7 protein-coding genes are annotated in these 13,346 nt (G+C 65.8%); 1 reads left to right on the plus strand and 6 read right to left on the minus strand.

Annotated elements, in window-relative coordinates:
- The first annotated feature begins 494 nt into the window (after positions 1-494).
- On the plus strand, positions 495-2,495 hold the full coding sequence (rpoD, locus tag LFL96_RS25040; RefSeq protein WP_281003379.1) for an RNA polymerase sigma factor RpoD: 2,001 nt from the start codon (positions 495-497) through the stop codon (positions 2,493-2,495).
- Between the two features lie 145 nt (positions 2,496-2,640).
- Here rpoD and LFL96_RS25045 read toward each other — a convergent pair whose 3' ends face one another.
- From LFL96_RS25045 to LFL96_RS25070, 6 genes are all read right to left on the minus strand, one after another.
- Positions 2,641-3,717 carry a M48 family metallopeptidase gene (locus tag LFL96_RS25045; protein WP_281003380.1) on the minus strand — a complete coding sequence of 359 codons (1,077 nt, stop codon included), beginning with the start codon at positions 3,715-3,717 and terminating at the stop codon, positions 2,641-2,643.
- A gap of 10 nt (positions 3,718-3,727) precedes the next feature.
- Positions 3,728-4,834: a YjgN family protein gene (locus LFL96_RS25050; protein ID WP_281003381.1), complete on the minus strand. Its 1,107-nt coding sequence runs from the start codon at positions 4,832-4,834 to the stop codon at positions 3,728-3,730.
- A gap of 99 nt (positions 4,835-4,933) precedes the next feature.
- Positions 4,934-5,731 (minus strand): DUF2135 domain-containing protein, encoded by a 798-nt coding sequence (locus tag LFL96_RS25055; protein WP_281003382.1) that lies wholly within the window; start codon positions 5,729-5,731, stop codon positions 4,934-4,936.
- A 22-nt stretch (positions 5,732-5,753) separates the two neighbouring features.
- Positions 5,754-6,713 (minus strand): DUF2135 domain-containing protein, encoded by a 960-nt coding sequence (locus tag LFL96_RS25060; RefSeq protein WP_281003383.1) that lies wholly within the window; start codon positions 6,711-6,713, stop codon positions 5,754-5,756.
- Positions 6,710-8,539 (minus strand): DUF2300 domain-containing protein, encoded by a 1,830-nt coding sequence (locus tag LFL96_RS25065; protein WP_281003384.1) that lies wholly within the window; start codon positions 8,537-8,539, stop codon positions 6,710-6,712. The genes LFL96_RS25060 and LFL96_RS25065 overlap by 4 nt, the downstream gene beginning before the upstream one ends.
- A gap of 11 nt (positions 8,540-8,550) precedes the next feature.
- The gene (locus tag LFL96_RS25070; protein ID WP_281003385.1) at positions 8,551-13,344 is read right to left on the minus strand and encodes an alpha-2-macroglobulin; all 4,794 of its coding nucleotides are present in this window, start codon (positions 13,342-13,344) and stop codon (positions 8,551-8,553) included.
- Positions 13,345-13,346: the final 2 nt, after the last annotated feature.

A 13,346-nucleotide genomic window follows, 5' to 3' on the forward strand; every position in this document is an offset into this window, starting at 1 on the left:
AAACGAGATTATGGAGAACGACCGACGTGTCGTCAACCCCTTTGTGTGAATTTTCTTTTCGTGAAGACTGCATCGACGCCAGAAACGTCCTCCCTCTATATAGGGGGTCAAGGGAACCTATCGCCCCGCATCCCGACGAACTAGCTCGCCCTGCATACCGGCCCGCTTGCAATCCGTCGATTCGTACGCATTTTGATCCCACGACCTCAACACACCGCTTCACGTGTGACCAGCGGACGACGAACGGACCTGCGACATCGTGCACGACGATTTCCTGTGCACACAATGAGCGCGAACGCACAAGCTCGTATATAATGCGAGCCGCGCGAATTTCGCACATTTCTATCGGCCCGCTTCGAGCGGGCTCATCTTTTTTGCTCCCCAGAGCAACAGCCAAACAACCGCGTTGAGTCACTCAGGTGATGTTGAGCCATGCTCGAAACGCCTGACGGTCGCGTCTTGCGTCTCATAGCGAAGCCTCTAGAGGAGAATACGTGAACCCTTTTGATCGCGAAGATTCGCAACACGATAACGCCAGCTACACCCCCAAGACTCCCTCAGGCCGCGCGGCCAAGGGCAAGGGCGCCGGCAAAGCGATCCCCGTGGCGGCCGAACTGCCGCCGCAACAGGCAGAGGAACGTCAGCGCCAGATGCGCGCGCTGATCCAGCTGGGTAAGGAGCAAGGCTACCTGACCCACGCCCAGATCAACGACCACCTGCCCGACAATTTCGCGCAGACGGCGGCGATCGACAGCATCGTCAGCGCGTTCAACGACATGGGCGTGCAGGTCTACGAGCAGGCTCCCGACGCCGAAACGCTGCTGCTCAACTCGAACTCGCCGGCCGTGGTGTCGGACGATCAGGCGGACGAGGAAACCGAAGTCGCATTGTCGACCGTCGACTCGGAATTCGGCCGCACGACCGACCCCGTGCGCATGTACATGCGTGAAATGGGCGCAACCGAACTGCTGACCCGCGCCGGCGAAATCGCCATCGCCAAGCGGATCGAAGACGGTCTGCACGAAATGGTGCAGGCGATCGCCGCCTGCCCGCTCGCGATCTCCGCGATTCTGGCGAGCGCCCAGCAGGTCGCGGACGGCGAGCTGCGCATCGACGAACTGGTCGACGGCCTGAACGAAGACACGGTCGCGGCCGAAGACGACAGCGCGAGCGCCGACGCATCCGCCGAAGACGACGCCGATGCGGAAGAACAGGACGACGAGGACGAAGACGACGACGACAGCGGTCCGGCCGATTCGTCCGCCGCCGACGAAGCACGCCTGAAGCAACTCACCAGCGACTGCCTCGAAATCTTCGCGCAGGTCGGCATGCTGTCCGACCAGATGAACGCATCGCACACGCGTGGCGACGTCAGCTCGAAAGCCTATCAGCGCGCTCGCGAGGAAATCCAGCAACACCTCGCGAAGATCCGCTTCACGGCACGCACCATCGACCGTCTGTGCGGCGACGTGCAGCATCAGGTCGCGCAGGTTCGCGCGATCGAGCGCAACATCCTGCAAATCGTCGTGTCGAAGAGCGGCATGCCGCGCGAGAAGTTCATCGAGTCGTTCGCCGGTCACGAGGCGGACCTCGGCTGGACGGAACGCGCAGCGCGCGGCAATACGTCGTACGGTGCGGCGCTGGAGCGTCATCTGCCGGCCATCCAGTCCGAACAGCAGAAGCTGATCGAGATCGAAGCGACGGTTTCGCTGCCGCTCAAGCATCTGAAGGAAATCAACCGTCAGATGGTCGCGGCCGAGTCGAAGATGCGCAAGGCCAAGAGCGAAATGATCGAGGCCAACCTGCGTCTCGTGATCTCGATCGCGAAGAAGTACGTGAACCGCGGCATGCTGTTCCTCGATCTGATCCAGGAAGGCAACATCGGCCTGATGAAGGCGGTGGACAAGTTCGAATACCGTCGCGGCTGGAAGTTCTCCACGTACGCCACGTGGTGGGTTCGCCAGGCGGTTACGCGCTCGCTCGCCGACCAGGCTCGCACGATCCGCGTGCCGGTGCACATGATCGAAACGATCAACAAGCTGAACCGCATTTCGCGCGAGATTCTGCAGCAGACCGGTCAGGAAGCGCATCCGTCGGTGCTGGCCGAACGCATGGAGTTGTCGGAAGAGAAGGTGCGCGGCATTCTGAAGATCGCCAAGCAGCCGGTGTCGATGGAAACGCCGGTCGGCGACGACGGCGACGCCACGCTCGGCGACATGATCGAGGACTCGGCGGCTTCGTCGCCGGCCGACGCCGCGATGCAGGCCGACTTGCGCGCCGCGATCGACGACGCGCTCGACTCGCTGTCGCCGCGCGAAGCGAAGGTGCTGCGCATGCGCTACGGCATCAACACGAAGTCGGACCACACGCTTGAGGAAGTCGGCAAGCAGTTCGACGTCACGCGTGAGCGGATTCGTCAGATCGAAAGCAAGGCCATGCGTAAGCTGATGCATCCGAGCCGCGCCGATCGTCTGAAGTCGTTCCTCGACCGTTAAGCTCGTTGTTTGACGCTTGCCGCGCGCACCGCCGCGCGGCAAGCGGCTTCACCTTCCTGCTGTACTCTCCCCCGCCGTTCTGCAAAACCCTACCCCGCGTTTCCGCGGTATTCCCCGCCTCACACCCGCAACGAAACCACACACCTCAAGGCTTGCCGCACATCCCCCGGACCGCCGCCCATTGCTTCGGCGTCAACGCGCTTTCGCCGAGTGGCGAACCCTGACTGCGTTTCTCGCGATCGGCGATACGCGGGTGATCCGACAGAAATTCGACCGTCGAACCCGCGTTGCCATGTTTGCGGCTCGTCAATGCGAAGAAGCCTGCGAGCCCGTCGCTGCGCAGTCCGCTCGCCTGAAGATAGGCGACGCCGTTCGCATCCGCGAGGCGCTCCATATCGCGGCTATACGACAGGTTCACGAGTTGTCCCGCGAGCGACGACACGTCCGCGATACCGAGGTTGATGCCGAGCGTGGTGCTGACCAGGCTGATGCCCGCGCCGCGAATCAGCGCGACGACCGGATCGCGTCGCGCGATATGGCCCGTCTCGTGCGCCATCACGCCGGCCAGTTGATCGGCGCTGTCCACCTCCTGCAACAGCCCGCGCATGATGACCATGCGCGCGCCGGGCAGCGTCACTGCGTTGACGGTTTTACTGTCGATCACCACAAGGCGGATGGGTTGCGCAATGCCCGCCGCGCCGGCAAGACGCGCTTCGAGTTGCTCGAGCGCGCGTTGACCGTCGGCATTGACGCAGACGCGATGCTGGTTGACCACGACGGTTTCCACCATCTCGCCGAGATGGTTCTCCACACTGCGCGGAACCAGCGTCGCGGCCACGGCAGGCAGCCTCACGACGAGCGCGAACGCCAGCCCGAGGCTCACCACGCCGACCAGCGTCCAGCCGAGATACTGGCGGCGCCTCGTGCGCGGCGTCGCGATGCGGGCGGCAATCCGGGGCGGCAGCGCAGCGGCATCCATCGATACGCGTCCCGGTTGGCCTTTGCACGACAGCGCGACCCTGCCGTCCGGATCGATTTCGCCGATGCTCAGGCGTGCAAGCGGCCAGACCGCCAGCTCACGCCCCCCCCCCTCGCCACCATCGACACGGTCGATCGACAGCGCCTCGTCGCGCCAGCGCAGCGTCGCCGCATGGGCCGCCGCGCTGAGGCCGTCGTAGTAGCGCGTACGATCGGCACGCGCTTCGGCCGACGCCGTCTCCATCCAACTCACCTTAGAACGCGCCGCCGTGGTCGAGCAGGTTCAGCATGCCTTCACCCGTACGCGGCGGCGTCTGGTCGCTTTGGCCGAGCGTCTGCGGATCGAGTTGACCCGACACCTGCAACGTATCGGCCGCGAAACGCAGGCCACGATGCAGCACGATCGGCAAGCCGAGGCCGAGCGTGAAGATGAAGATCGCCAGATTGCCCAGCATGATGCCGAGCAGACGCGTACCCGTGATGCTGCTGCCAAAGCGCAATTGCGTACCGAGCGTGGTGTTGCCCAGCACATGACGCGTCAGCAGGGCGAGATACAAACACTGGATCAGCAGCGCGCCGACGATGAACAGCACATAGAACAGAAAGATCGAACCGAACACGGCACCCGCACCCGCGTCGTGCGTATGCAGCGGCGCGTGACCGATCGGCAGCAGCGCCAGCAGCGAGCGGTAGAAAATCGCGCCGAGCACGGCGAACCACACGATCACGCCGACAAAGGTACCGACGAATGCGCCGTACAGCGCACCCGCATGTCCCTTGAACTGGAACTGCAGGCTGCCGAAGCTGCTCGCGTTGATCCGTCGCTCGGCAAGACGCAGCGACGCCCACGGCCACATTTGCCACAGCGTGACGATGCACAGCAGACCGTACAGCAGGACATACGCGCCATAGACGAGCGACGAGCCGGTCATGCCGCCGCGAATGCCACGCCACTGCGTGCGGCTCAGCCGATAGCGCTGCGCGCTGAAATACGCGCCCGCCGCGATCACCGCGACCACCAGATACAGCAGGATTAACGGCAGGGAAGACAGCGCCGCGCTGCCGGTAACAGCGCGCAAGATCACGCTGAGAACAACAGCGCCGACCACCGCACCGAACATGATCGCAATGGCCAGCAGAAAGCCCTTGAACAATTCGCCGCCGGTGCCGGTGTATTCGAAACGCTCACCCTGAAAGCGCATTCTCGACCAGACATACCGGCGCGTATTGGTGGTGGCCCAAAACCGGTAGATGCCCAGGGTGATAATCTGCAACAGCAGATTTTTGATGAAGATACCGTACAGCTCCCCAATCTTGCCGTCATAGGTCAACAACGGCTGCTTCTGTTCGAGTGCATCCATTTTTGCTTCCCCTTTCTCGGATTTATCGACGTTTTAATGACGTGTGCTTCAACCTGCTCTAACGCGTCCCGGCACGTTTCAACGTGCTCTATAACCGCTTTACGGCAATACGAACGTCTTCACCAGCGTCAGCTCCCCGGGTTTGCGCATCGGCACGCGAATCGTTTCGCTCTTTTCGTCCGGCGTGTTTTCGTTGGTGATGATGGTGATCTGCGCGACCGTGATATCGGCGCCGCTATTGCCGTTGCCGTAGTAATTCACGTAGACCAGATACGTGCCTTTCAACGGTGCCGCCGACGAATAAATCTCCGGCCCGTAACCGGTCGTCACGTCGACGTCGAGCGAGCCGCCGTTCGGCGCCACGCGGTCGCCGTACCAGGTGTGCACGCCATCGGGCGAGACGACGTGCAGGTCGAGGTCGGTGCCGTCGGTGTCCCATGCGAGCACCACGCGCAGCTTCGGCTGGGTCTTGCCGCTGTACGCGTCGTAGAACTGCACGCGCTTGCGGGTGCCGTCCGGCGCGCGCAGCTCGACGCCGTTGCTGCCCGACGAAAACGCGAACGGCCGCGAGAACCGGCCGTCTTCCTCCACGCGTTGCGGCAACGGCGTGCCGTTCACCACCAGCGTGCCGACCGAGGTGCCCTTCTTCTTCGGCGTGTTGCGGATCTGCCCTTCGATCAGCGCGAACTTCGACTGCCCTTCCGGCGTCTGCACCGCCACCGCCGGGTAATGCACGTCCTGCGTGTAGCGCTCGGTGTCGCCGCTGGTGTTGCGCCAGCCGTTCAACGGCGCGGCGAAGTCGATATCGCTCGCGCGCGCCGCCGGCGCCGCCAGCCAGCAAGCCGCGGCGAGCACGCCGCACGCCGCCTTCATCCACTTCGTCGTTCTGAACGTCATCTTCACTGCTCCCATCCCGCTGTCAAAGTCGCTCGCTCTTCACGAGCATCAGGTCGCCGATCTTGCGCAGCGGCACGACCCTCGTTTCACGCCGTTCGTTCGGCGTATTTTCATTGAACACCAGCGTCAGCGTCGCCGTGATCACGTCGCGATCGTGCGCGTGGGCGTCGAAGTTGTAGCCGGTCGAATCGAAGTTGCCCCAGTAGTTCAGGAAGAACAGCCAGGTACCGTGCTCCGGCGCCGCCGACGAAAATATCCCTGGCCCCGCGCCGTCCACCGAATCGACGTCGAAGCCGCTGCCGTCTTCGAGCGTGGGGTTGGCGAAGAACGCGTGCAGGCCGCCCGGCGTGATCACGTGAAGATCGACCTGCGCATGCGGGTCGTCCCACGTGACGATCGCGCGCAGCTTCGCCTGCGGCTTGCTGCGATCGGCCTCGTAGAACTGCATGCGCTGATGCTGTTTGCCGTCGGCGGAAATCAGCTCGATGCTGTTCGAGCCCGCGCCGAACGCCCACGGACGCGCGAACGCGCCTTCGTCGTCGGTATAGAGCGGTGTCGGGTTGCCGTTGACGACCAGCGTCGGCGGCCGGCGCGCGTGCTTGTCGATGTGCCGCAGGCGTCCCTCGATCAGCGTGCGATAGCGCTGCGCGCCGCGATCCACCGGCGGACGCGGATAGGCGGCGACGTAATGCTCGCCCTCGTTCGTGAGCCCGCTGTGCCGCCAGCCGCCGAACGCGCTGGTCAGATCGGCGATCGCGCCGTTGGCGTCGGTGTCGGCGGCATGGGCGGGTGTCGTGGTCGCGGCCAGCAGCGCGGCGGACGTTGCCGCCAGCGTCGCGAGCGCGCACGCCGCGAACGCGCATGAAACCGCGAACGCGGACACGGATGCCGGAACGCCGCCGGCGGCCACGCGCATCCGCAACCGGCGCATCGCGCCAGCGCGGCGAAACAGACACGAAAGCGGACGCGGATCGGAGTTCATTGGATCGGATTGTCGGTACGAATCAGCGTGCACGCGGTGCGTTCGACGAAATCCTCGTCGAGGCCGCGCGGATGATGCTGGAACGCGAGGTGAATGTATTCGTGCGTCAGCGCGATGCGGTCTTCTTCAGTCTGCAGGCGATAGATGTAGATGCGATTGCGCTGCGCGTCCTCATACGGACGCCCTTCGCGCACTTCGCACACCGCCGGCAGATCGGGCGTTTCGTAACCGGCCGCACCGTCGAGACGACGCGCCCACAGCGGCGCATTGCGTTGCAGCCATTCGCGCGCGCCGGCCACCGCGATGCAGTCGCCCGCCAGCGGACTGAGGAACGACGTGAGCGTCGCCTGCGGCCATGTGCGGGCGAGGATCGCGTCGAAGCTCTGGCCGTTCTGCGCGGACGCTTTCGCGGCGAGCCAGCTCATCTGGCCTGGCGCGGCTTGATCGTGGTGGTACTGCACGGGCACGCCGGTCAGCACCAGCGCGTCGGTCAGATCGGCCGCGCGGCGTGCGGCAGCGGTCGGCGTGCGCGGCAGGACGCGCTGCGTGCTGCTGCTGTCGTCGATCCGGTAGCAGCCGTGATCGTGGCTGCCGTGCTGCACCGCGTAGGTCCGCGCCGCCACCGCGAGGGCCTTGGCGGCTTCCGGTTGACTCGTGTCGCCTTCACGCTCGACGACGCGCGCCACGTAATCGTTCATGCCGAAGCGGCCGACCACCTGCAGCGCGCCGGCCGCATCGCGATCGAGGCGCAGTTCGCCGTGACTCGTCACGCGCGCCCAGTTGCCGTTGACGAAACCGACCCGATAGTCGCCGCGCAGCGGACCTTCCGGCGCGGCCGCCGGTCCGGTGTCGCCGAGCACCTGGCGGATCGGATAGCGGCTAAAGAAATCGACGAGCACGCAGCCGTCGTCGTCGGGGATGGCGACTTGCGTGAGCAGCGGTCCGATGCGTGGCGCAGCGGCCTTCAGCACGCCGGGACTGCCGCCCCGACCACCGAGCCACACGGGCGTTCCGTCGGCAAGCCAACCCGCCGCGCCGCCGATCGATGCGCCCGGCCGTGCCGGATCCGGCATCGTCCATGTTTTCGCGCGCAGCACGCTGCCGTACAGCGACACCGTGCCCTCGCCGCGGCCGCTGGTCAGCACCGACACCAGCGTGCTCGCCGCCGCTTCGCGCGGCCTCGCCGGCACCGCCTGCAACGCGGCCAGCAGTTCGCTCACCGGCACACGGCGAGCCGGCGTCAGCGCTTTCAGGTCACGCAGCCAGGCGGGCGCGTGAGCGGCGCTCCAGTATTTGCGCCAGTCGGCGGCATCGAGCTGGAGACGCGCGGGTTCGAAGAACAGCCCGCACGATTGCACCAGCGCGTGTTCGCGATCGATATGACCGCCCGTCATGCAGCAATACACTTCCTCGCGGTCGCCGCCGCTGCACGTGTAATCCGGTGTGGCGATGTTACGGTCCACCAGATACGCGTAGACGAATAGCTTCCACACGCTGCCGAGCGGCGTGTCCAGTGTGGCGGGCAACGCTTGTGCGGCTTGCGGCGAAACCGGCGTGGCCGGACCGTCGGCGGCGACTTGCCAGAGCTGATCGTGACCGTCGCGCTGCCATGCGAAGCGCAGCAACGGCGCAACGGACGAAGTGGACGAAGCGGCCGGCGATACGGCCGGCGATGCAGCGGACGATACGGCCGAAGCCGGTTGAGCCGCCAACGCGACCCCATCGCCGGCGCCGACAACGACTCCCCCCCACCCCACGCCGACGACGAGCGCCACCCGCAGCGCCGTAGCCAGGCGTTCGCGGGTATGCCGGAGCGTGCGCAACATGGCGGTCTCGCTTACTCGATACGCAGCGTGGTGACGCGATCGCTCTTGCCGCCCTCGAACGCTTTCGCGTCCGGCTGATACATGCGGAAGTAGCGCGCCGGCGGCAGCGTGAACGTCCCCGGCAGCGCAAAGCGCACCAGTTGCCGCAACGTGACCGGCCGGTCGAGCAGCGGCACGGGCTGGTGATACGTCAGCTCGCCCATCTCGTACGACGCCGCGCGTTCGAACGGTTGCGGGCCGCTCGCGCCCTCCTTCTCGCCCGGCAGACCGTCGATCGACACGCCCCAGCTGGTCGCCTCGACGTCGCCGCCCGGCGGCAGCGGCACGTCGAGCAGACCATAGTGGTACGCATTGCCCGAGCGCGGCGTGAGCACGACTTCGTCGACGTACAGCGCATTGCTGTCGATCGCATCGCCCGATTTCACGCGGCGCGCGGTGAACGACGCGCGGCCCAGCTGGCTCTCGGCGCTCTCGCCTTTCTTCGGATCAGGCTTCGCGTCGAGCGGTTCGAGCTTGTAGAAGCGGCGTTCGATGGTCACGTTCAGACGGCTGTCCTCGCTGGTGTGGCTACGGAACGAGACCAGCGCGTTGACGTCGGTGCGGGCCGGGCCCGCGTCGAGCGTGGCAGGCAGGCTTGCGCCGCTGCCGCCGCTCCATGTCCACAACGGCGTGCCGGTTGCGGTCACCGCGCGCGTCCAGCCGGCGCCTTGCAGCGACGGCAGCGCGCCCACCGGCGTGTCGCCGCCGAGCGCCTTGCGCAGCCACAGCAATGTCAGCGCGCGGTCGAGCGTCGGGTAATCGGCGCTGCTTTTCGCGAGCAGGGCCGAGGTGTCCGCCGCCGGGCCACCGCCGGCGTCGCCGGTCATCACCAGCAGGCTTTGCACAAGCGGCGCGGGATCGTTCGCCAGCGCGGTACGCGCGGTGCTGGCCGCGGCGTCGAAGCCATCCGGCAATTGCGCATTCGAGCCGCGTGCCAGCGACGCGATCAGCAGCGTGGCCATCTGCTTGCCGCGCGGCGTATCGGCCTGTGCGAACACGATGCTGTCCGAGGTGGCATACGTCGGGCCGCCGGCCGCGTCCGCTTTCGCGCTCGCCGCCGCATCGCTCAACAGGTCGGACGCGACGCCCGACACCGGCGTCGCCACCGGCAAGCCCATCTGCTGCATGAGCCACAACGCCAGCGCGCGATGCAGCAGCGGTTCCTTCGCCCCCGCGTCGCGATACACGTCCATCGCATGCTGCCAGTTATCGGCGGGCAGGCTGATACCGAGGCTGCGGCTCGCGAGCCAGTCGGCGTAATACGCGTACGCGGTGATCAGCGCGCTGCCGCCGGTCGTGTCGCCCCACCAGCCGAACGTGCCGTTGACGCCTGCCAGCATCGCCAGACGTTGACGCTGGTTGCGCAGCAACGCTTCGAGCCCTTGCGTCGAACTGGCGTTATCGCCGCGGCCGATCGCGTCGTGCGCAAGCGCGAGCGGAATCAGGCGGCTCGACGTCTGCTCGGCGCAACCGTACGGGTAATTGATCAGATCGTCGGCCACGCGCATGAACTGGCTCGCCGAGCTGCCGATGAACCGCACGCTGACGTTCTGCGCGTCCTGCGGCAGATTGAGCGGCTTGTTCGAGCCGTCGAGCGCCACCGTGTTCTGATGCAGATCGAGCCAGCCGCTCGCGTCGAGACGGATCGTGGTCTGCAGACGATCGACGTCCTTGCCGTTGCGGCGCAAGGTCGCGTTGATCACGCCGGCCTTCAGCGCGCCGCTCGGCAGGCGCAGATAATTCGCGCCGCGCTTGAGCGTGACCTTCTGGTTCAGCGACAGACCGCCGCCGTCGACCAGCCATTGCGCGTCCATGTCCGCATCGGTCTGGTTGAACGCGATCATGTCGATGGCGGGCTGATCGTTGGGACGGAAATGCGACGGCCCGCTCCACTTCAGATACAGCGCCTTGTCGGAGCGCACGTACGCGGTGCGTTGGCCGACCATGCCGTCCGGCGCGGCCGCGCGCACCGTCACGCGCCAGCGCGCGAGCGAGTCGGGCATCTTGAAGGTCATGGTGGCATGACCGTTCGCGTCGGTCTTCAGGCTGCCTTCCCACGCGGCCGTGTCCTGGTCGTCGCGACGCGGACGTTCGAGCACCTTCACGCCGCGCTCGTTGTAGTTCGCGCGTTGCGGTCCACCCGGCGCGCCCTTCAGTGGCGAACGCGCGAGGTCGTAGGTGATGAACGACAGGCTCGACGAGGTGCGCACGTTATTGCGGCGCGGGTGATAGAAGAAATCGACGATGTTCGGCGCGATTTCCGGCTGCAGCACGTAGACCATTTCATCGACCACGCTGACCGTCAGATTCGCCGCTTCGGGCTTGCCGTTCAGCGTGCTGTCGAAGTTCAGCGTGACCGTGTCGCCCGGGCCGTACACCGGCTTGTCGCTCTTCACGTTCAGTTCGATCTGCGGCTGCGCGACCACGATGCCCGCATTCTGGAACACGTACTCGCCGGCATGCACGTACAGCACCGAGAACGTCATGTTCGGCGCGAACTCCTCGCCGACCTTGATGCGCGCCTTCCATTGCGACGGTGCTACACGTTGCAGTTGCAACCAGTCTCCGCCCGCCGACAGCAGCGCGCGATGCTCGACGTTATCGCGTTCGAGCGTCAGCAATGCGTCGTCGACCGGCATCGGGAACGTGATCAGCGCCTCGGCGGTATCGCCGATCTTGTACCTGTCGCGATCGAAGACGATTTCGACGCTGCCCGGAATCGCCTTCAGGCCATCGCCCGCGACCCAATGGCTCGATGCCGCGAGCAGATTGCCGGTGTCGTCCTTGACGGACAGCATGTAGGAACCGGGTTCGTCGAACTGCACCGGGAACGACAGCTTGCCGCCCGTCACCGCGCCCTTCAACGCGCCTTCGCCGTGCGTGCGCGATTCGAGGCGCGTCCATTCCCACTTGGCCGGCGCATGCGACGACGGATCGATCGCGCCGAGCGCCTGCAGATCGAAATTGACCGTTTCCTTCGGCTGCGAGAACGACTTCGCGGTGGTCAGGCGATACGGCGTCGCGCCGCGCGCGATCAGCACTTCACGCGTGACGCGCACCTTGTAGGCCGCGCCGTCCTGCGCGAACAGCGTCAGCGCATAGCGGCTGGGTTCGGTCGCGGCGGGCAGCGCGAGGCTCGCGTTGCCGTCGCTGTCGGTGGTCAGCTCCTGCTGTTCGAGCTTGACCGGGAACAGCCCCGCGTAACGCAGTTCGCCGTCGACGATCGTCACTTTCTGCGCGCGCAGCGTGACCGAGATCTTGCTGTCGCGCACCGGCTTGCCGTCCGGGTAGCGCAGCTGGATCTTGCCTTTCAGCGGCTCGCCGGTCGCGTAGTCGGCCTTGTCCATCGACAGGTTCACGTCGAAGTGCGGCTTCACGTATTCGGCGACGCGAAACGCGCTGCCGTAGACGTCGCCGTTGTAGTCGAAGCGCAGCGTGTAGCCGCCGGCGGTGGCATCCGCGGGCAGCGTGAACGAGGTGTCCGCGCCGGTATCCGACGCGAAATGCACCTTGCTGGTCGCGACCGGCGAGCCGTTCGGATCGAGCACGTCGAGCTTGATGTCGGCCTCGGCGGGCGCGGTGGATTGCGTTGCGTTCTGGAACGTGCGGCCGATGAACTTCACGTGCACCGGATCGCCCGGCCGGTACATCGGCCGGTCGGTCACGGCGTAGATCTTGGTGTTGTAGATCTCGCTGTCGTAATAGAAATTCTCGGAGACGAACACGCCGCCCTGCGGATCGGTGCCGAGCACGTAGCTGCGTTCGGGGCTCACGTGTTGCAGCATCAGCGCGCCGTCGTTGCCGGTCGTGCCGCTTTGCAGCACGCCGACGCCATCGGTCCAGCTCACGTCGGTGTTGGCGACCGGCTTGCCGTTGTCGCGCCGCGTGGTCCACACCAGCATGCCGCTCGACGCCGCCTTCACGACCGCCACCGTGTCCGACACGAACAGCAGCGTATGCGCGCGATAGTTGCCGATCACGGCCTCGACGATGTACAGCCCCGGCGGCAGCTTGCCGACCGGAATCATCACGTTGCCCGAACTGGCTTCGATAAAGTTGCTGCTGCTGCCTTCGAGGTTCACGCCCTTGGGCGGCTCGATCACTTTCGCGTCCCAGATCGGATAGCGGAAGCGCGCGACGACGTCATAGCCCTTCAGCGGCGCGAATTGCGAGTTCTGCTGGAACTGCGTGGCCTTGCCGGTCTGCTCGCCGAGCTTGAATTGCGGCGCCGCCTCGGTGGCCTTGCTGCGCGTGGCGAACGACAACACCCGCTGCCATGCGCGGCGCGCTTCGGTGAACCAGCGGTCCCACAGATACGCGAGCGTGTTCGCGAGTCCTTCGCCCTGGTAATTCGGCGCGACGTTCACGCGATGCAGATTCTTCTGCGCCTTCAGGAAGTCGAGCGGCTTCGCCACGCGATACACGACGATGTCCGCGCCGCCGTAGGCCTGCAACGCGTCCTTGTAATCGCGGCCGGGCGCTTCGAGCCGCACCTGGGCGGGCTGATCGCTGCCGAAGCTGGCGTCGGAGAGCAGGAAGAACGGCTGGCCGTCGACGCGTTGCGAGCTGAAGTTGCTGCCCGGTGCGGCCTGCAAGGTCGGATTCGCGGCGACGTTGGCATCGGCATTGGCGCCGGATGCGGCGTCGTCGGCATAGGCGGCCGGTGCGAGCGCGAGCGTCACGGCCGCGATCAGCGCAGCCAGTGCAAGCGCCGCGCGATGGCGCAGGCGCCCTGCTTCAAGGTTCGATGCGCGATTCGATGACATGA

This window comes from Paraburkholderia sp. D15 (genome assembly GCF_029910215.1).
Lineage (GTDB): Bacteria > Pseudomonadota > Gammaproteobacteria > Burkholderiales > Burkholderiaceae > Paraburkholderia.

Bases quoted from the DNA above. Each gene is read 5' to 3' on its own strand.
- LFL96_RS25045 (WP_281003380.1), bottom strand. From the start codon at position 3,717: ATGGAGACGGCGTCGGCCGAAGCGCGTGCCGATCGTACGCGCTACTAC.
- LFL96_RS25050 (WP_281003381.1), bottom strand. From the start codon at position 4,834: ATGGATGCACTCGAACAGAAGCAGCCGTTGTTGACCTATGACGGCAAG.
- LFL96_RS25055 (WP_281003382.1), bottom strand. From the start codon at position 5,731: ATGACGTTCAGAACGACGAAGTGGATGAAGGCGGCGTGCGGCGTGCTC.
- LFL96_RS25060 (WP_281003383.1), bottom strand. From the start codon at position 6,713: ATGAACTCCGATCCGCGTCCGCTTTCGTGTCTGTTTCGCCGCGCTGGC.
- LFL96_RS25065 (WP_281003384.1), bottom strand. From the start codon at position 8,539: ATGTTGCGCACGCTCCGGCATACCCGCGAACGCCTGGCTACGGCGCTG.
- LFL96_RS25070 (WP_281003385.1), bottom strand. From the start codon at position 13,344: ATGTCATCGAATCGCGCATCGAACCTTGAAGCAGGGCGCCTGCGCCAT.